This is a genomic window from Laceyella sediminis (genome assembly GCF_003003125.1).
Lineage (GTDB): Bacteria > Bacillota > Bacilli > Thermoactinomycetales > Thermoactinomycetaceae > Laceyella > Laceyella tengchongensis.
In genome coordinates this window covers 128,513-147,963 of sequence record NZ_PVTZ01000004.1, presented here as the reverse complement: position 1 = coordinate 147,963, position 19,451 = coordinate 128,513, and the positions used below count along the sequence as shown (strand labels likewise).

20 protein-coding genes are annotated in these 19,451 nt (G+C 52.6%); 16 read left to right on the top strand and 4 right to left on the bottom strand.

Annotation, left to right across the window (positions count from 1 at the left end):
• Positions 1-4 precede the first annotated feature (4 nt).
• The 12 genes from CLV36_RS06865 to CLV36_RS06815 all read left to right on the top strand — a co-directional run bounded on the left by CLV36_RS06865 (position 5) and on the right by CLV36_RS06815 (position 10,720).
• Positions 5-865, top strand: coding sequence for a sugar phosphate isomerase/epimerase family protein (locus CLV36_RS06865; protein WP_106342142.1), 861 nt, complete (start codon positions 5-7; stop codon positions 863-865).
• Positions 862-1,893: a Gfo/Idh/MocA family protein gene (locus CLV36_RS06860; RefSeq protein ID WP_106342141.1), complete on the top strand. Its 1,032-nt coding sequence runs from the start codon at positions 862-864 to the stop codon at positions 1,891-1,893. The genes CLV36_RS06865 and CLV36_RS06860 overlap by 4 nt, the downstream gene beginning before the upstream one ends.
• Positions 1,890-3,131, top strand: a complete 1,242-nt coding sequence (locus CLV36_RS06855) for a neutral/alkaline non-lysosomal ceramidase N-terminal domain-containing protein (protein WP_106342140.1) — start codon at positions 1,890-1,892, stop codon at positions 3,129-3,131. The genes CLV36_RS06860 and CLV36_RS06855 overlap by 4 nt, the downstream gene beginning before the upstream one ends.
• Positions 3,132-3,182: 51 nt before the next feature.
• Positions 3,183-4,151 carry an ROK family protein gene (locus CLV36_RS06850; protein ID WP_106342139.1) on the top strand — a complete coding sequence of 323 codons (969 nt, stop codon included), beginning with the start codon at positions 3,183-3,185 and terminating at the stop codon, positions 4,149-4,151.
• Between the two features lie 37 nt (positions 4,152-4,188).
• Positions 4,189-5,238: an SIS domain-containing protein gene (locus CLV36_RS06845; RefSeq protein WP_106342138.1), complete on the top strand. Its 1,050-nt coding sequence runs from the start codon at positions 4,189-4,191 to the stop codon at positions 5,236-5,238.
• 127 nt (positions 5,239-5,365) lie between these two features.
• On the top strand, positions 5,366-6,238 hold the full coding sequence (locus CLV36_RS06840) for a class II fructose-bisphosphate aldolase (protein ID WP_106342137.1): 873 nt from the start codon (positions 5,366-5,368) through the stop codon (positions 6,236-6,238).
• Between the two features lie 28 nt (positions 6,239-6,266).
• The gene (locus CLV36_RS06835) at positions 6,267-7,064 is read left to right on the top strand and encodes a glucosamine-6-phosphate deaminase (protein ID WP_029072015.1); all 798 of its coding nucleotides are present in this window, start codon (positions 6,267-6,269) and stop codon (positions 7,062-7,064) included.
• On the top strand, positions 7,051-8,244 hold the full coding sequence (locus CLV36_RS06830; protein ID WP_054096391.1) for an N-acetylglucosamine-6-phosphate deacetylase: 1,194 nt from the start codon (positions 7,051-7,053) through the stop codon (positions 8,242-8,244). The genes CLV36_RS06835 and CLV36_RS06830 overlap by 14 nt, the downstream gene beginning before the upstream one ends.
• The gene (locus tag CLV36_RS06825) at positions 8,237-8,992 is read left to right on the top strand and encodes a sugar isomerase domain-containing protein (protein WP_022737664.1); all 756 of its coding nucleotides are present in this window, start codon (positions 8,237-8,239) and stop codon (positions 8,990-8,992) included. Before CLV36_RS06830 ends, CLV36_RS06825 begins: the two co-directional genes overlap by 8 nt.
• A 90-nt stretch (positions 8,993-9,082) precedes the next feature.
• Complete coding sequence (locus CLV36_RS06820; protein WP_106342136.1) at positions 9,083-10,051, top strand: 1-phosphofructokinase family hexose kinase; 969 nt, start codon at positions 9,083-9,085, stop codon at positions 10,049-10,051.
• Between the two features lie 79 nt (positions 10,052-10,130).
• Complete coding sequence (locus CLV36_RS17835) at positions 10,131-10,262, top strand: hypothetical protein (RefSeq protein ID WP_281257241.1); 132 nt, start codon at positions 10,131-10,133, stop codon at positions 10,260-10,262.
• Positions 10,263-10,522: 260 nt separating this feature from the next.
• The gene (locus CLV36_RS06815; protein ID WP_106342135.1) at positions 10,523-10,720 is read left to right on the top strand and encodes a uracil phosphoribosyltransferase; all 198 of its coding nucleotides are present in this window, start codon (positions 10,523-10,525) and stop codon (positions 10,718-10,720) included.
• A 42-nt stretch (positions 10,721-10,762) separates the two neighbouring features.
• Here CLV36_RS06815 and CLV36_RS06810 read toward each other — a convergent pair whose 3' ends face one another.
• The 3 genes from CLV36_RS06810 to CLV36_RS06800 form a co-directional block, all read right to left on the bottom strand.
• Positions 10,763-11,638 (bottom strand): carbon-nitrogen hydrolase family protein, encoded by an 876-nt coding sequence (locus CLV36_RS06810; protein ID WP_106342134.1) that lies wholly within the window; start codon positions 11,636-11,638, stop codon positions 10,763-10,765.
• A gap of 3 nt (positions 11,639-11,641) precedes the next feature.
• Positions 11,642-12,268, bottom strand: a complete 627-nt coding sequence (locus CLV36_RS06805; RefSeq protein WP_106342133.1) for a GNAT family N-acetyltransferase — start codon at positions 12,266-12,268, stop codon at positions 11,642-11,644.
• Between the two features lie 372 nt (positions 12,269-12,640).
• Complete coding sequence (locus CLV36_RS06800; RefSeq protein ID WP_281257242.1) at positions 12,641-13,756, bottom strand: CapA family protein; 1,116 nt, start codon at positions 13,754-13,756, stop codon at positions 12,641-12,643.
• Between the two features lie 217 nt (positions 13,757-13,973).
• Between CLV36_RS06800 and asnS the strand changes: the two genes are divergently transcribed.
• From asnS to CLV36_RS06785, 3 genes are all read left to right on the top strand, one after another.
• On the top strand, positions 13,974-15,266 hold the full coding sequence (gene asnS / locus CLV36_RS06795; RefSeq protein WP_106342131.1) for an asparagine--tRNA ligase: 1,293 nt from the start codon (positions 13,974-13,976) through the stop codon (positions 15,264-15,266).
• 269 nt (positions 15,267-15,535) lie between these two features.
• The gene (locus CLV36_RS06790) at positions 15,536-16,267 is read left to right on the top strand and encodes a DnaD domain protein (RefSeq protein WP_181352861.1); all 732 of its coding nucleotides are present in this window, start codon (positions 15,536-15,538) and stop codon (positions 16,265-16,267) included.
• Between the two features lie 168 nt (positions 16,268-16,435).
• The gene (locus tag CLV36_RS06785) at positions 16,436-17,713 is read left to right on the top strand and encodes an ammonium transporter (RefSeq protein WP_245888308.1); all 1,278 of its coding nucleotides are present in this window, start codon (positions 16,436-16,438) and stop codon (positions 17,711-17,713) included.
• Positions 17,714-17,773: 60 nt separating this feature from the next.
• On the opposite strand, the gene CLV36_RS06780 is transcribed toward CLV36_RS06785, so the two are convergent.
• The gene (locus CLV36_RS06780; protein ID WP_181352859.1) at positions 17,774-18,331 is read right to left on the bottom strand and encodes a hypothetical protein; all 558 of its coding nucleotides are present in this window, start codon (positions 18,329-18,331) and stop codon (positions 17,774-17,776) included.
• Positions 18,332-18,464: 133 nt separating this feature from the next.
• Between CLV36_RS06780 and ku the strand changes: the two genes are divergently transcribed.
• Positions 18,465-19,346 carry a non-homologous end joining protein Ku gene (gene ku / locus CLV36_RS06775; protein ID WP_106342217.1) on the top strand — a complete coding sequence of 294 codons (882 nt, stop codon included), beginning with the start codon at positions 18,465-18,467 and terminating at the stop codon, positions 19,344-19,346.
• Positions 19,347-19,451 lie beyond the last annotated feature (105 nt).

The window sequence follows — 19,451 nt, the reverse complement described above, 5'->3', positions numbered from 1 at the left end:
GTGCATGCTCAAACGGTTGGGTGTGGTGACCGACGAAGTGTCGAGTGACTTGACTGAAGCGTTGGATTGGGCCGCGAACCAGGGGTTGTCGCATGTGGAAATCCGCATGGTGGACGGAAAAAATGTCGTACATTTGACGGATCAGGAGATCGCGTGGGTGCACGAAGAGGTGGTGAAGCGTGGCTTGTTTGTGTCGGCGATCGCTTCCCCGTTGTTCAAATGCGCCCTTGATCCGTCGCGCCCGGTGGCTTCTGGGGACAGGTTCGGGCAGCCTGAAGAGGATGTTGCTACACACTTCGCTATGTTGCACCGCACGATCCAGATAGCCAACATGTTGCAAACGAGAAAAATCCGCCTGTTTTCGTTCTGGCGGGAACAGGAACCACGGCGGTATCAAGCGGAGATTGTTGGTCATTTGCGACAGGCAGCCGCAATAGCGGAACAAGAACGGATGTTGCTTTTGCTGGAAAACGAACCGTCTTGTAATGGCGGTTATGCCGAAGAAGTGGCCTGTCTTGCAGAAGCGGTCGATTCTCCTGCCCTCCGGGTGCTGTGGGATCCTGGCAATGAAGAGTACGGGGGCCGTCCCGCTTTTCCGGAAGGGTACAGATGGGTGAAGGATTGGCTTGGCCATGTGCATTTGAAAGACGCGTTGGTCGACGACCACGGTGAACCACAATGCGTGCCGATTGGCCGTGGCCGAGTGCGCATGCTAGAACAGTTGCAAGCGTTAGAAGCCGATGGGTACAAAGGATACTACACCATTGAGACGCACTACATTCCGCCGGGCGGAACCGCGAAGGATGGCACGCAACAGTCGTTAAGAGGGTTGCAAAAGCTCCTGAAGGAGGCGGAGTGGTTGTGAAAACCTGGGGGTTTGCCTTGATCGGTTGCGGGGCGATCGCCGAGTTCCACCTGCAAGCGATCCGCAAGATGAAAGGGGCCCGGATGGTAGCGGTCGCCAGCCGGGATGAGCGGAAAGCACGTGCCGTCGGTGAGCGTGAAGGGTGCAAATGGACAACGGATTACTGCACGTTGTTGCGCGATACGGAAGTGGACATTGTTTGCGTGACGACCAGCAGCGGTAGCCACGGCGCAATCGGCTTGGAGGCGCTACAGGCGGGAAAACACGTGGTGGTAGAAAAACCGCTTGCGATGAGCGCGGCGGAGGCGGATCGCCTGATCCAAGCGGCAGAAGCAAACGGTCTTTATTTGACGGTCGTGTCACAACGTCGCTTTGAACCGCAACACCAACAGGTCAAACGCGTCCTGGACAGCGGGGGGATCGGCAAATTGCTGATGGTGGAAGTGGCCTGCCCATTTTATCGCCCACAAGCGTATTACGACAGTGCAAAGTGGCGGGGGACGTTGGCCGAAGACGGAGGGGCGCTGATGAACCAGGGCATTCATTCCATCGATTTGACGTTATGGTTGGCAGGCCCAGTTAAGTCAGTTTTTGGCAAAATAGCTACCCAGACGCACCGTATGGAGGCAGAGGATATGGGCTTGGCTGTGCTCACGTTTGCCAATGGAGCATTTGGCACACTCCTCTCTTCCACTAGTATCCGGCCGGGCTTTGCTCCCACTCTCTCTTTTTATGGGGAAAGCGGCACCATCAAATTGGAAGGGATGGCGATCACGCATTGGAGCGTTCCCGACATGCCACTGCCGCAACTTGACGGGGTGCGTGGCGACGGAGCCGGTGTCACTGATCCGCGTGACATCCCATCAGAGTATCATCAATTGCAACTAACCGACTTTGTGAACGCATTGGCTGAGGGAAGGTCTCCCGCTGTTGCTGCCCGTGAAGGAAGAGATGCAGTGCGGTTGATCGAGGCGATTTACCAGTCTAATGCATCGGGTAAGGAAATACACTTGGGGGATGCCACATGACACCGACATTGGCATTGGGAACGGCCAAGGTTGATATCACCCCGACTTGGCCGGTGCCATTGGCGGGATTTGAAGGGCGGGTAGGGAAATATCGCGGTGTATCTTTGCCATTGCACGCCCGAATGTTGTTTTTTGAACAGCGGAGCGACGCCGGGAAAACACAGTCGGCGTTGCTTGTGTCGGCTGATCTGATTTGGTGGGGGCCAGAGTTGGTTGAGAGCTTGCGCCGCCACTTGGCGAAGAGGTGGGGGATCGAGGCGCCGTTTTTCATCCTGCATGCTACACACACCCATTCGGGGCCACAGACAACCCACCGTTTTTCTCCCGCATTGGGAGAAGCCGATCCAGGGTATCTAACATGGTTGGAAGAGAGACTGCTTCAGGGGATTGCATTGGCTACTGCCAATGTGGAGCCGGTGGTAGCAGAGCGGGGAAAGGGCGCCTGCCGTTTCAGCATCCACCGCCGCAAACCGGTCGCCGGAAAGATTGAGATGGCGCCCGATCCCGACGGACCCGCCGATCCGGAAGTGCATGTGGTGCGTTTCCGCACGAAAGCGAACCAAACCAAAGCGTTGCTCGTCCATTTCACTTGCCACCCCACAACCACGGATGAGCCGCTCGTTTCATCCGAGTATCCCGGCGCGGCTATGGCGCTGCTTGAAAGTAGTTTGGATTCGGGGGCAGTGGCCGCATTTTTGCAGGGATGTTGCGGTGATGTCCGGCCTGCTTTGGTCAAAGAGGGGCGGTTTTATAGAGGCGGTGAGCGGGATGTTCGCCAGCTGGGGAAGCTCCTCGCGGAGGAGGTGACCTGGGTCTTAAACCAACCGATGGAAACATTGGCTCCATGTCGTTTGATTGGGAGAATGACGCATGTCCCGTTGCCTTTTCAATCATTGCTGTTCCGTAATGAGTTAGCGCGGGATGAGCCTCGACATCATTTGCCTCCCATCCCGTTGGAGATGTCTTGGTTGAAGCTGTGTGAGGGGTTGTCGTTGCTGACGATGAATGCGGAGATGGTGGTGGAATACGGATTGTTCATCAAACAACGATTTGCCGGGTCTGTGTTGCCAGTGCCTTATAGCAACGGCATGATCGGATATGTACCCACTCAACGTCAGGTGGCCGAAGGCGGTTACGAGGCGCGGGAATCGATTGTTTATTTCTGTCTGCCCGCCCCGTTCGAAGCTACCGTCGAAACGGCCATCCATGAAGCGATCTACCGGCTGATCGATCAGTGATCACTTCTTGCAGATGGTGCGGCGATTGTCGTGAAACGGGGGCGAATCATCATGAAATATCTGGTGGGAATGGATGTGGGTGGCACCAACATCGTATGCGGGCTGTTGGATGGTGAAGGTCGTCTGCTTGAAAAAATTAAGCGGCCAACCAAAGCCCATCTCGGCAGTGAACATGTGCTGGAGGCGATCGCCCAGACGGTAAAGACACTGATTTCATCTCGGCAAGGGGATACCAGTCAAGTGCTGGCCGTGGGAATGGGCAGTCCCGGCCTAGTTGATCCGGAACAGGGGATTACCCTGTTTGCTGGAAACCTCGGTTGGAACCGTGTGGAAGTGGCGAAACGGTTGGGTAGAAAACTGAATCTTCCGGTTTTTGTTGACAATGATGTTCGGATGTATGTGTTTGGCGAAGCGATCACAGGTGCCGGAAAGGGATATGACCATGTACTGGGAATCACGCTTGGCACGGGGGTAGGCGCGGCAGTGGTCGTCCGGGGCCAGGTTTATTACGGCGGCGGTTTTATGGCTGGCGAACTCGGACACATGAGGATGGAGGGGGAACAGGCTACTTGTGCTTGTGGCATGCAGGGGTGTTTGGAGACGGTCGCTTCGGCCACAGGCATTGTCAGACAGGTTCGCGAGGCTGTCGCCCAGGGGAAACAGAGCGTTTTAGGGACTTGGTTTCCCGCCGCCAATCTGTCGGGATTAACGGCGGCCGACGTCTCCAAAGCGTATGACGCCGGTGACCGGGTGGCGCGGGAAGTGCTGGATCACACCGGCAGGGTGTTGGGCCGGGCTTTAGCTTACGCCGTGACGCTATTCAGTCCGGACGTAGTCGTGATCGGCGGAGGAGTAGCCGAAGCGGGGGAGCGGTTGCTTGCGCCGATGCGGGAAGAGTTGCAACGATCCGTTTATCAAGGATACTGGTCACGCCTTAAGATACGCACGGCCCATTGGCCGGATGATGCGGGGGTGATCGGCAGCGCGCTTTACGCCAAGCAGAAAGTGGAGAAGGCGTAATGGATCATCACTTGCAAAAAAAAAGAGGGGGAGACGGATGGTGCAAACACACACCTACCAAGAAATCAAACAGCAGCCGGAGACTTGGCGGCAGACGATCAAATTAGTGCTTTCCAAAGCGGCGGAGTTGAAACAACTCTTTAACAACCTCAATCCGGATGAAGTGTTGTTCACCGGTTGCGGAACGTCTTATTACATTGCGATGACCGCCGCGTCGACATTTCAGGAAAAAACGGGGATTTCTGCCAAGGCGGTGCCTGCTTCGGAAGTTTTCCTCAATCCAGGTGCCGTTTTTGGCAAGAACAAGCGGACGGTGTTGATCGGTTCCTCCCGTTCGGGAAACACCACGGAGGTAGTCCGAGCAGTTGCCTATGCCCAGCAAAACAAGCTGGCACATTGCATCGCGATTACCACCCAACCAGATAGTGAGTTAGCCCGCATAGCAGATGATGTGATCAGCTTGCCCCACTCCCAGGAGAAAAGTGTGGTCATGACTGGCTCATTTACGAATCTGTTGCTTGTTTCACAGTTGCTTGCTGGCATCCTGTCTGCGGACGAAGGGTTTTTGGCAGAATTGTCACGCCTGCCCGACATCGGCGCATCGGTCATTGCCCGTGTCGAACCAATTGCAGAATCATTGGCGGCGGATGAAGCGTATGGTCATTTTATTTATCTGGGTCTTGGCGCATATCTGGGTTTGGCCTATGAAGGGATGTTGAAGTTAAAGGAGATGACACAACTGTACGCTGAAGCGTTTAACCCACTTGAATTCCGCCACGGCCCGATTTCGGTACTGGACGGGCAATGTCGCGTTCTCCTGTTGAGCAATGGGGCGATTCGCTCTTATGAGCGAGCGTTGGTCGATGATGTGCGGAAGTTTGGAGCCGACGCGGTGGTGTTGGGCGATGGATTGGATGATTTCCATTGCAACGTGAAAATCGCATTGGACAGCGGTTTGGGCGATCTTAGCCGGAGTCTGTTGTATTTGCCATTTTTGCAACTGTTTGCTTATCACCGTACGTTGAAGATGGGCTTAAATCCAGACTCGCCGCGTAATCTGGAGCAAGTGGTTGTGCTGGATGAATAGGGCGTGTCTGGTGTATAGACCAGCGGCTTCAAAACCGTGTTCTTATTCGCTTGGTAGGGGTGCGAAGACAACTGCTTTTCCAGTCAGTTGAGGCAATGGGCGGAATAGATGAGGAGGGGATGTCGCCATGCCATTGGTAACTTCAAAAGCCATGCTGGAAGACGCATATCGCCATCATTACGCTGTCGTGGGGTTTGCCATCCATAATCTAGAGGTTATGAAGGCTGTAACCGAAGCAGCGGAAGAGCTGGAGGCCCCTGTCATTTTCCAGACAACCCCACGGACGATTCACTATGTCGGGCTGGATTACATGGTGTCGATGGCAAAGATGGCCGCACAGTCTGCCAAGGTACCGATTGCGTTGCACTTGGATCACGGAGACAGCGTGGAGACGGTAGTCCGATGTTTGCGTGCTGGATATACGTCATTGATGATTGATGGCTCTCATCTTCCGTTCGAAGAAAATGTGGCGCTAGTCAAACGGGTGGTGGAGATCGCCCATGCCGTTGGCGTGCCCGTGGAAGCAGAGTTGGGTACCATTGGCGGAGCCGAGGAGGTAGGTTCTGTCGGTGAAGCGGAAGCCACTTATACGGACCCCGCTTTGGCGGAAGAGTTTGTTGCCCGAACCGGAATTGATTTTTTGGCTCCGGCGTTCGGCACGGCGCATGGCGTTTACAAAGGCGAGCCCCAACTGGATTTCGCCAGGTTGCAAGCGATCTCTCGGCGCGTCGCCATCCCGCTGGTTATGCATGGAGCGTCAGGTGTGCCGGATGAAGGGGTGCGTCGGTCGGTGCAATGTGGTGTCAGCAAGGTGAATATTTCTACTGAGCTAAAATTGCCGTTTGCGGAAGCTTTGCGAGACTACTTGCTTGCGCATCCGAATGAGGCCGACCCCCGCCGCTATTTCCTTACAGCGCGGGAAGCGGTCAAACAAGCGGCCAAGAGAAAAATCCTGCTGGCGCAACAAAGCAAAGGGGAAGCCAGCGATTCGTCGACGTAAGCACCGCGTCCGATTGCGGGAAAGGGGGATGGGCATGGATGCCAGATGGCAACCAGTCGTGCAAACCACTGTGGACCATTTGCGGATTCGCGTCTACAAAAGCCGAGATGCCATGGGTGCGGCGGCCGCGGCCGAGGTTGTGAACAAGATGAAGGAAGTGCAAGCGCGTAAGGGAAGGGTTCGTATGGTGTTTGCGGCCGCACCGTCGCAAAATGAACTACTCATGCATCTTTGTCGCGCAGAAGGAGTGGATTGGTCATGTGTTGAGGTGTTTCATATGGATGAATATATCGGGTTGCCGGAGGACTCACCTCAGCGATTCTCCTATTATCTGCAAGAACATTTGTTTCGCCACGTCCACCCGGGGCAAGTGCAACTGATCCGGCCAGACGGTGATCCAGAGCGGGAGTGTACCAGGTACGCCCAGTTGTTGAGCGAAGCGCCGATTGACATTGTGTGCCTGGGGATTGGGGAGAATGGGCATATCGCTTTTAATGATCCCGGCGTGGCTGATTTTAATGACCCCGCTGTTGTCAAATCAGTTTGCCTGGACGAGAAATGCAGGCAACAACAGGTAAACGACGGGTGTTTCCCTGATCTTGCATCTGTTCCCCAGACTGCGCTGACTCTGACTGTGCCAGCACTGATGTCCGCAGATCACCTGATTGGCGTCGTTCCAGGTCCGACAAAGCGCGAGGCGGTGCGCAGAGCTCTTACCGGTCCCGTGTCTGAGGACTGCCCTGCGTCGATCCTGCGCAGGCACCAAGATGGGGTATTGTATCTGGACACGGTTGCATACGGGGTGAGCGAATATGCAGGAGACTGAGATTCGACACATCGAGGGAGTGGATTATCGGACGGGATGTTCGATTGCGGTGGAAATCGAGGGGGGAATCATCAGCCATATCCGCCGTATTCAGAACCGACCGGGTTTGCCGTGGCTGGCGCCCGGACTGGTTGACTTGCAGGTGAATGGATTCGGCGGGGTGGACTTGAATACACCGCCCTTTTCCCCCGACTCGGTCACCGCCGTGACCCGTATGTTGTGGCGGGAAGGGGTGACTGCCTATTTGCCAACCATCATTACCAACCATGACGAAGGAATTGAAGAAGCGGTACGGGCCGTTGCTGAAGCGATCCGCCAGTTACCTACACTTGACCGTGTCATACCGGGAATTCATTTGGAAGGCCCGTTTATCTCGCCGCAGGACGGTCCGCGTGGAGCTCATGATTCCGCCTTTGTCAAAGCCCCGGATTGGGCACTGTTTGAGCGATGGCAAAAGGCGGCGGACGGGCGTATCCGCTTGGTGACCTTGTCGCCGGAGTGGCCAGGCGCACACGAATTCATAGAATCCTGCGTCCGGCATGGGGTGAAAGTGGCCATCGGTCACACTGCGGCCAACACAGAGCAACTTGCATTAGCGGTGCGGGCTGGAGCAACCTTGTCTACCCATCTCGGCAATGGTGCACATCCGATGCTCCCCAGGCATCCCAACTACATTTGGGATCAGCTTGCCGAGCCGGACTTGTGGGCGTGCATGATCGGCGACGGGTTTCACTTGCCTGATTCGGTCATCAAAGTGATTATGCGCGTGAAGCGGGACAAAGCCATGCTGGTCAGTGATGTGGTGCAGCTGGGCGGGCGTGAGCCGGGAGAGTATGAGACGCATATCGGCGGCCGCGTGGTGTTGACACCGCAGGGCAAACTCCATCTGAAAGGTAGGCCGCAGCTGCTGGCCGGTTCTGTCCAGACCTTGCGGCAGGGCGTATGGAACTTGTTTAAGAAACAACTGTGCAGATTGCAAGATGCATGGGACATGGCATCAATAAGACCTGCCGCTTACTTGGGATTGTCGGCGCGGCGGGGATTGGCTGTCGGTGCGCCGGCTGATTTGGTCGTGTTTGAGCCGGAGGATGAGGAGGTGCGGATACTCCGCACGATCAAACAAGGGGCGATTCTGCATGAAGCAGACACCCACATGCAAGGGGGCGGTGCCGATGGCTGAGATCATCATGGAACAGTATTTGCGGAAGATCGTCGCTCACTTGGAATCGCTGCGTGAGGAAGCGGACGCGGTCAATCGAGCGGCGCGCCTAATTGCCGACCATGTCAGCCAAGATAAGATCGTTTATGTGTATGGCCCAGGGGGTCATTCCAATCTGGGGGCGCAGGAAGTCTTTTTCCGGGCCGGGGGGCTGATGCATGTTAGTGCCATCCTTGATGAAGGAACCCTTTTGAGCGGGGGCGCCTTACGCTCGATGGCCATTGAACGCACTCCGGGATACGGGACGATTGTCATCGACGATTACAATCTGCAAGCGGGTGATTTACTTATCATCGTCAACGCGTATGGAATTAACGCGGCGACAATCGACGCGGCGCTGGAAGCGAAACGGCGGGGAGTGACCACCATCGGCGTCACCTCTGTGAAACATGCCACTGCCACGCCGGAGAACCATCCAGCCCGCCATCCGAGCAAAAAAAATCTGTTTGAATTGGTGGATGTGGTTTTAGACTGCAAGGTAGAAGTGGGAGATGCGGTCATCAACATTCCAAATCTGGATCAACCGGTCGCCGCCATGTCTACCTTTGCTAACGCTTACTTATTAAACTGCGTGATGGCAGAGGCGGTACGACTGATGGTGCAAAAAGGGATCACGCCGCCGATTTGGATGAGCGGCAATGCACCAGGCGGAGATGAGGCCAATGCGCGGTTTATCGAACGGTTTAAGGGGCGCATTAAAAAGTTGTGACGCCATAAATGGGTGCTATCTCTGAATTGGTTGTCATGTTTTTCCATCAATGCCTCGCACTCGATTTGTAAGGCAGATGAGGAGGGGGATATGAGCCGGATTTTGACAGTGACATTAAACGCCGCTTTGGACACCACGTATGTAGTGGATAATTTTCAAGCTGGGGAAGTGCACCGAGTGCGGCAAAAGTATACCCAGGCGGGAGGAAAAGGCATTAATGTAGCCCGTACCATTCACCGTTTGGGAGGGACGGTGACGGCGACCGGGTTTGTGGGAGGGGACAATGGGCAAACCATCATCAGAAAATTGCAGGAAGAGGGAATAGACGCCGCATTTTGCGAAGTCCCAGAGGGAGAGTCTCGCATCTGCTTATCCATCATTGATGAAAGCTACCAGAAGGCGACAGAGATTTTGGAGCCGGGCTTACATGTGACAGCTGGCCAAATGGAGCGGTTAAAAAGGCGCCTCCAATCTCTGATCACCCCAGGTATGATCGTCGTGTTTTCCGGGAGCTTGCCGCCAGGTCTTCCGATGGAGGAATGGCGTAGCTTGCTTCGCTTTGTCCGTCAGCGGGGCGCACGTGTGGTTGTTGATACCAGTGGCACGGCCTTGGCGGCCGCCATCGCTTGTCAGCCCAGCATCATCACACCGAACCAGCATGAGTTCGCGGCTCTGACGAAAGCGGATGCCGGGGAGCAACCAGCGGCGCCAAGCCTCCAACACTGGCGCAAACCATTGGCGGACTTAGTCTTAAAAGGAATCGACTTTCCCATTATTACGCTGGGTGACCAAGGGGCTGTCGCTTATCACCGATCGATCTATTACCATGTGCCTGCACCGCAAGTCGATGTGGTGAATCCCGTCGGCTCAGGCGATGCATTTATGGGGGGACTTTTGTGGAGTCTGGCCAACGGTTCTACTGCAAAACGCGCGCTGGCCACAGCGGTGGCGGCTGGAGCGGCGAACGCGGCCCAACCGGTGGCAGGCAAGGTTGATAGAAAAGTTGTCACCGCACTGGCTGATCATGTCTTGGATGAGATCACGGAAGAAGGCGAATGATAGGGCAATTTGACCTGTTCATTTATCGAGGTCATAAAGTTGGGGAACAATGATTAGGTAGTCGACAAAGGAGTCTAGGGTGTGTCTGGCAAATCGAGTTGGTAGGGAAGAAGCGGCGGAAAAACCTTTTCTCGAGGAGCTCCTAGCAACGCGTGAAGCGAATGAGAAAATGGTTTTGGAGCCGCTGGCCTATTCATCAGACACGCTCTAGAACCGATGGTTGAATCTGCGTTTTAGGTCACTTATATGAAAAGTCTTGGCCGCTAAATTTCAGAAGTGGGCTTAGGGTTGCCCGTTGACGATCTCTATGGCTATTGTTTGTTGGGCTTGCCTCGATGATGTTTTTGTGAGCAGTCACCTGAGTGGGGTGAATGCATGATTAACCCGGTTCCAAAACGGGTATACCATGGCTATTGGAATGGGAAGTCCTGTTGATGCACCATAGGAAACAGAAAGGGAGTGAAATGAACGATGGTCAGAAGCAAAGCGAAAAAACACCGACTAAAACAAATTCGAGAAGGCAAACTTGATCCTACCTTAAGCCGTGAGATGTGGGCGATCAATCCAGTAGCGAGAAAAACGCCAACGAAGGCGGAGAGAATAAGAAAGCGTGAGAAAAAGCACTTCTCCAATGACCTGGGGGGTGTTTTTTATTTGCATATAGCATAAGGCACGATCCCTGACAGCGATCGTGCCTTTCATTGATTACGTTTATTGAGATGGTTGACCGGCCAACTGTTGGTATAACTCAGGCTTCCGATCCCGATAAGGAGAGACTTGCCCTTCTTCCCAGTTGCGCTTCAATTGGGTAAGGTCTAGATCGACAATGACCAGATCTTTTTGCATGTTATCTGTGATACACAGCACGCCATTTGCCGGGAATGGAAAGTCGCAAGGCGAGAAACAGCCGCTTTCGGCGTAACCAGCGTCGATCTGCGGAATGTACGGCAAGCTTCCAACCATCCCGCTCAAGGCGACAAAGCGTTGGTTCTCGATCGCACGCGCTTGGGCGCAGTGGCGGACGCGATAGTAACCGGCCGCTTGATCGGTATAAATGGGGTTGAGGATGAGCGCCACTTCCTGTTCAGCCACGATGCGGGAAAGTTCCGGGAATTCGATGTCATAACAGACCAGAATCGCCATTCGGCCGAAATCTGTGTCAATGATATTAAGGCGGTTGCCTGGGCTCAGATGCCAGCAGTTGCGCTCCTCGGGCGTCAAATGGAGCTTCTGCTGGGTCTCGATTCGACCGTCCGGGAAAAAGAGATAGGCTTCATTCACATAGCCGCTCCCAACGCGGCGGATGTGCGTCCCCGCGAGGATGATGATGCCAGTGTCGCGGCTTAAGTCAATGAAAAAGTGGATGTATCGATCGGTGAACTGATCAAGGTAAGGAGCCGCTTCATCGTGGGCCAGCGGCTCGCTCAAGGCCAAGAGGTGGGCGGTTAAGTATTCTGGATAGATCAGCAATTGTACCCCGTCAGCTTTTGCTTGATCCGTATCGCGCCGGATGCCATCCCAAAAGTCCGCTTCCGACTTTAAGGGTGCTAGTTCGTATTGCACAATGCCGATGCGCAGTGGTTTCATTGTTCATCCCTCTTTTTTGTATGGATTTTTCCATTCCACCAAGACGGCAAAATGGCAAGACTCCTCATCATCCAGGTAATGTTCCAAAATTTGCAAAGGTTCAAGTCCCTGACTGAGCATAAAGCTAAGTACGCTGTCTCTTATTTCGTTTTGCTTCACTTTCCTCACGTACGTATCAACCGACAGCGCATGCTGATAGCGGTGATAGCCTGGGATTCGGCATCCGGCGATCAACCGCGTCAAGCCTAAGCGCACCACCAGCTCTTTGCGCGCTTGATATAGCGCTTGCGCTATGCCTTGACCGCGGAATTGTGGCCGCACGCAAACATCGATGCCGTATAGACTGTCCCCGTCTTGCGCATGGCTTCCTTTGATATAACCGTTGTCAGACACCTCTGCCCACGTGTGGGGCTTGCCTGTGTGGTGGACAATCAAAGCGGTCGCCGAACCGGCCGCTACCCCATCCACTTCAGCCAGAAGGGCCCCTTCGGGAAATGTGTGGACATGGGCGGAGATCTGATCGCGGTTCCACAGGAGATCCTCGGGGAACGGAGGCGGGAAGGCCTCTTTTTGGATCTCCAGCAGTTGTGGGAAATCGGCGAGCGTGTAAGGTCGGATCTGGATGTTCATGGGGAGCCACCTTTCTTTTAGATTGGATACATCAATTTATTATATCTTAATTTATTTGTGAACTGGGCGATAATAAAACCGAACGTTTGGAAAAGGTTGCCTGGCTAATGCGGTGTATGAACTGCAAATGCCGGAAACACAGGGATGGCGGGATGAAAAAAGCACTTTCATATGGAGAAAGTGCTTAAGCTGTTGGATCAATTTAAAAACGACATGACTGGGAACGTGAATCGAGCGAAGAGCGTTAGACTTTGCCCATTGCCTGCGGTTGGTGTCGATGTACGTTCCCGCATAGCGATGAAAGAATGCAGACTAAAAACTTCGGTTTGGGGATGCTTTGCCGAAATGCTTAAGCACTTTCTAACATGGGGGTCATGGGGAATATACGGGAAAGGTTCCTTTCGCGTTGATCAAGGAAGTGGTGTGTTGCCATGCGCTTTGCCATTTCGCTTTGGTGATGCCAGGATACGGCGGCAGTCGCTCCGGCAATTGCTCCGTGATTGGAAGCACGGTATATTGTTTGCCCTTTTGACCGATATAACGGTGGGTCAAAGTCGGCAAATACGCGATGTTGTCAAATGTGACCTGCTTGGTATCCGGGTGTTGCACCACATCGAAATACCAAATGATCCCCTCGTCAGTGTACCGTTTTTGCTGGTTGGAGATGAAGTTGCCCATGGAATAAATGATCAGCTTGTCCTGGCCATTGATGCTTACTTTTTCGGCATGTTGCACCACATGGGGATGGCTGCCCAATATCACGTCCGCTCCGCTTTTCAAGATCTGTCGGGCGATGCTGATCTGCTTGGGGTTTGGTTGGCGCTGGTATTCCACACCGAAGTGAAGAGACACGATTACCGCGTGTGCCCCCTGCTTTTTCGCGTCAGCAATATCCTTGGCGACTTGCGTAAGGTTTAGCCGGTTGACCAGATAGGGTTTTTCTTTGGGGACGGGCAGGCCATTGGTAGATTCGGTGTAAGCGAGAAAAGCCAGGGTTAAGCCGTTTTTGCGCACCAACACCGGTTTTCTGTCCTTTGCCGACGGGGCTGTGCCGATCGGCTGCATGCCTGCCTTCCGCACTTGTTGGTAAGTTCGTATCACCCCTTTTTCGCCGGTGTCCATCGCATGATTGTTGGTTGTACTCAACAGGTCTACGCCTGCGTCAGTGAGGGCTGTCAAGATTTCATCAGGCGCGTTGAATCGGGGGAAGCCGCTGAAAGGCAATCGTTTGCCGCCCAAAGTCATTTCCAAATTGCCGATTGTCAAGTCGGCGGCGGAGAGGTAAGGCTTGATTTCCTTGAAAAAGGGTCGGAAGTCGTATCCCCCTGCCGCGGTTTTGCCCGCTTTCATTTGCGGAATATGCATCATCACATCACCAAATGCCGCTATTTTAACAACCTTGGGTTGAGATGGTGCTGGGTCGGCTCTGGGCGGGTTCTTTGAGGAAGGGGGTTGCGCACGCGGAATCCAGAAGGAGGAAAACAGCATGGCCAAAATGAGGAGAAAGAAAAGGGCTGACAATGTTACTATCTTTTTCAGAGAGAGTCACCTACTTCGTTGTTAGTGATCTATTTAACTTTAATTTATATGTTATAAACTTATGGCATGTTTATGCATGTGTGGGATGATGGCGGTTCATTGACTGTTCAAAATGCAGAGTTGTATAATTGAATCGGTTTAACTTAAGGGATGGGGGTTTACATACGTGCTAACTACGATTAAAGATGTAGCCGCACATGTTGGCCAGGAGGTCAAATTGGGCGGTTGGCTATATAATAAGCGCTCAAGCGGAAAGATCCAATTTCTGCAATTGCGTGATGGCACCGGGTTTATTCAGGGCGTGTTGGTGAAGAGCCAAGTCGCTCCGGAAGTATGGGAAGACGCGAGCAAATTGACGCAAGAAAGCTCCCTGTACGTGACCGGGACAGTTCGGCAAGATGACCGGGCGCCAAGCGGATTTGAGCTCGATGTGAAACATGTGGAAATCATTCAAGTGGCAGAGGAGTATCCGATTACTAAAAAAGAGCATGGTGTCGACTTCTTGATGGACCATCGCCACTTGTGGTTGCGTACGCCGCGCCAACGCGCGATTCTTACCATCCGCGCGGAAATCATCCGGGCCATTCAAGAATTCCTTGATCAACAGGGATTCACCTTGGTCGACCCGCCAGTGTTGACGCCTTCTTCTTGCGAAGGGACGACCAACCTTTTCCACACCAAATATTTCGATGAAGACGCGTTTCTCACGCAAAGCGGCCAGCTTTACATGGAAGCGGCGGCTATGGCTTTGCGCAATGTATATTCTTTCGGCCCCACGTTCCGTGCCGAAAAGTCGAAAACGCGCCGCCATTTGATTGAGTTCTGGATGATCGAACCGGAAATGGCTTTCGTCGAACATGAGCAAAGCTTGGAAATCCAAGAACAGATGCTCAGCTATGTGGTGCAGCAAGTGCTGAAAAATTGTGAGCGTGAATTGAAAACACTGGATCGGGATATCAGCAAATTGGAAAAAGTGCAGGCGCCTTTCCCACGGATTACCTATGATGAAGCGGTTGAGCTATTGCATCGGGAAGGGTTTACCGATTTCAAGTGGGGTGAAGACTTTGGCGCACCTCATGAAACGAAAATCGCCGAAAGCTTCGACAAACCTGTTTTCATCACGCATTATCCGACAGAGATCAAAGCTTTCTACATGAAACCAGATCCCAACCGCCCAGAAGTGGTATTGTGCGCCGATTTGATCGCTCCGGAAGGATATGGGGAAATCATCGGCGGAAGCCAACGGATTGACGATCCTGCCTTGATGGAAGAGCGTTATGCCGCGCATAACCTACCGCTTGAGGCATACCAATGGTACCTGGATTTGCGCAAATATGGTAGCGTACCGCACTCTGGCTTCGGATTGGGCTTGGAACGGACCGTTGCCTGGATCTGCGGCTTAGACCATGTGCGTGAGACGATTCCATTCCCACGCATGTTGAACCGACTGTATCCGTAATAGGAGATCCCGGCGCCCTCCCGGTCGAACTTTAGGCGGGCGAGGGGACGCGCATCGCTTGTGAAAGCCATTTTTTCACCGCCGTTCGTTGTGGGGAAAAATGGCTTTTCGCATTGCGGGCTTAAGCGGTCGAATGTCCGATGATAAGAGATTTGTTGTGGTGCCAGGCACTTGATACGGAAATCTTTCAACGTGTTTTTTCGTTTTTCAAGTCTATATCTGATTATCCGTGCGTGATATAGTAAAGTGGATAAGTGAGGTGGATGAACATGGATCGAAAAGGATCAGTGCAGACCGCTCTCGTTCATCTCCTTGAACAAGGTTCGCTTTCTCTGCCTGTGCTGTTGTTGACGGAATATAAGCGGGTAGGTTTGACAGAGCCGCAAGTGATGCTGATGATCCATATCATGCTCTATCAGCAAAAAGAACATAAGGCGTTTCCGACGGCAAGCGAATTGTCTGAACGCATGAACATGACAAAAGAACAGATCGTCAGCTTGATTGAGCAGTTAGTGCGGGGCGGCTTTTTGCATATTGATGATGAAGTGAATGAATACGGGTTGCGCAGCGAACGGTTTTCATTGACGCCGCTGTATCAGCAACTAGTCTCTTCCTATATCGCCAAGGAAGAGGAAGACACTTCAACTAGCGAGGAATCCTATCAATTTATTTTCCGTTTGTTTGAACAAGAATTTGGCAGAGCCTTGTCTCCCATGGAGTGCCAAATGTTGGCGCGGTGGCTGAGTGAAGATGGACACCGGGAAGAACTGATTGAAGCCGCGTTGCGCGAAGCCGTGTTTTGCGGCAAATTGAATTTCCGCTATATTGACCGGATTTTGTTTGAGTGGCAGCGCAACCAAGTCCGCACAGCAGAAGATGCTGTGGAATATTCCCGTAAATTCAGACAAAAAGGGATGCTGTACCAAACCAACGTGCAAGAGAGAGCTTCTACGCGGCCCAATGGCTTTTCATTTTATAACTGGGTGAACCAAGAACAGTAAATGATGAAGAAACTGACCGGCATGCCGAAAGTGATCGGCAAGGCTGGTTTTTTATTTTCTGCTTGATTTATATGTCATATTATCTGACATAAATATGGTTAGGAGATACTTTACATGTTAATATGCCCTTAAGGTGTTAATTAACATGACATGAAGGGGCGTGCGAATATGTCAGGCATGTTGGCAGTAGATGGCGTTTGGGTGATGTTGTCTGCCATTCTCGTCTTATTTATGCAAGCGGGGTTTGTTTTGTTGGAAGCCGGGGCCACACGGATGAAAAATGCGGGTCACATTGCCGGCAAACAATTGCTCGGGTTTTCAGTAGCCGCGTTGACTTTCTGGGCTGTAGGTTATGGGCTGACTTTTGGTGAGGGGTCATGGATTGGTCAAACGGGCTGGTTTCTTGATCTGCCGGAGGAGAAAGACGCTATACCAAATGAACTTTCGTTTCTGTTTCAGCTTTCCTTTGCGGCGGTTTCCTTGGCCATCGCTTGGGGTGGCTTTGCTGAACGAGCCAAATTAAGTGTGTATTTGATTTTTGCCTTCATCTATACCGTGGCCATTTACCCGGTGGTCGGGCACTGGATTTGGGGCGCGGAAGGCTGGTTGCACAGCTTGGGTAAACAAGATTTCGCTGGATCAACGGTCGTTCATTTGCAAGGGGGCGTCGCGGCGCTGGTCGCCACACTGATGTTGAAACCGCGTTTAGGCAAATACAACCGCGACGGTTCATCCAATGTGATTCCAGGACACAACCAAGTTTATTCTGTATTGGGCGTGCTGATCATTTGGCTGGGTTGGTTCGGTTTTAATCCAGGAAGCACGCTTAGCGCGCAAGACGGATTTTATGGTTATGTGGCGCTGACTACGGTGTTGGCCGCGGCGGCAGGGGTTTTGGCGGCCTATTGCACCTCGCTCCTGTTGACGGGAAAAGCGGAAATTCCAGCTATCTTAAACGGAGTGCTGGCCGCTTTGGTTGCGATCACTGCCGCGTGTGCGTTCGTGGAGGCTTGGGCGGCGGTGGTAATCGGATTGGTGGCTGGTTCCCTGACCACATACACTGCTGTCTATTTCGACAAAAAAGGCGTTGATGATCCTGTGTTTGCTTTCTCCGTCCATGGCATTGCTGGAATTTGGGGCAGTCTGTCCACGGGGTTATTCGCTTCGCCGCGTTTGGTGGAGAAAGTGGGGATCGGCAAAGCGGGATTGTTCTATGGCGGTGGATTCAGTCAATTGGGTGTGCAATTGGTTGGCGTGGTCGTGGCGGCTTTATATGTTGCCTTGGTTACTTTTATTGCACTTTGGATATTGGATAAAACCATGGGGCTCCGCGTGTCGAAGGAAGATGAACTGAAGGGGTTGGATATCAGTGAACATGGTAGTTACAGCTATCCTGAACATGTGATGTTCATGAGACATGAGGAAGAGATACGGCGGGTGATGTAATAAACATGGGTAAACCCCATGTTTTTTTTGGTTATGTAAATGGCGGGTAAGCTGGTTATCTCAGGTTTTCTTTTCCAAGAGAGCGGCGATATCGAATGTCCGTTTGAGCAGTTCCACTAGATGGGGTTCGATTACCTGCTTGAGGGCGGCAAAGGGATCATCCTCCTTGAAAATACGGGAATGCGCAACCGTCTCAACTAATTCGTCCGGGTCAAAAAAGAACTGAACCCCTCCCTCTTCTTGCGCTTCGTCCAATGTTTCCACGAATGCATCGTCTTCCAACTTCGCGTAATCTTCCATTGTATGCAGGTCAGCGCATCGCAAAGAGAATGTTTCATCTTTGAAATTGGCTACGGTAAGCATGACGGCGCCGTCGCTTTCCCTATTGTCTACAAACTCGACACGCGCGACAAACGGTTCGATTTGTGGTTTAACCTCTTCGCTGATTTGGGCGAATAAGTTGAAAAGCGCGTCGGCATGGTCAATCCATTTGTTGTTGATGTTCGCTTTTTTTAGTTCTTTTTGTTTTTGTCGCTTGTAGTTCTCCACTTGCGAAGACACAAACTCCTCAAAAATCGTTCCTTCGGCTTTGACTTTGATTTCCGCTAATCTGTCCAACACCTTCCACACCGTCCGCATCTCAATTTGGATATAGGGTGGCCTGGCGAAAAAGCCTTTATGCGTTGGGGCGCTGAGTGATTCAGGAAGAGGTTGGAGAACATAAGTGAAAAGAGCGAAAGGGTGGATGTCCATGCGATCCATGTGGAAAGGGAGTATCAGTTTTGGGTTGGTCAATATCCCCGTCAGCCTGTACAAGGCAACCGAAGACCACAAGACCAGCTTCCGCAGTTTGCATGAAAAGTGTAAGCACCCGATTCAATACAAAAAATGGTGCCCGGTCTGTGACCGTGAAGTGGGAGCCAAAGAGGTGATTCGCGGTTATGAATACGCTCCAGGCAACTATGTCATTATCACTGATGACGACATCAACGAATTGCCTTTGCCCACCTTGCGCACGATTGAGATTCTTCATTTCACAGACAAAGATAGCATTGATCCGGTTTACTATGAGAAATCATACTATCTGGGGCCTGGGGGATATGGAGGGAAGCCGTACAAGCTGTTGCATGAAGCGATGAACCGGACAGGGAAGGTGGCAGTCGCCAAAGTTGCGTTTCGCACCAGTGAGCATCTGGCGGTCATTCGGGTTCACAAAGATTGCCTCTTGCTGAACATCATTCATTATCCGGCTGAAGTGAGAGCGGTTGAAGGCTTGCCCGGAATTGAGGGGATTGCGGCAACAGAGGTAAGTGAAGCGGAATTGGAAATGGCCACCAAATTGATAGAGGAAATCAGCAAGAATTTTGGTGACGACTATAAGAGCAACTACGAAGAAGCACTCAAAGAGTTGATTCAAGCCAAAATTCAAAACAAGGAAATTGAAGAGCCAGATGCTGCGCCGCGAACAGACAATGTGGTCGATTTGATGGAAGCGTTGCAACGTAGCTTGAATGCGTCCAAAGTAGCACCGACAATGACAGATACGGGGATGGGGACGGAGGCGCGAAGGGCGGCTGGAACTGAAACCGGTCCGGCGGCGACCCCGACACCGCGCCGGAGACGGAAGGTGTAATCACGAGCGATGCGTTAACCCCTTTGATGTCTTTTTGAAAAGGGGTTAACGCGCATGAAAAAAACATGGTAGTGCTAATGAGCATGGCGAATGGCTGTTATACCG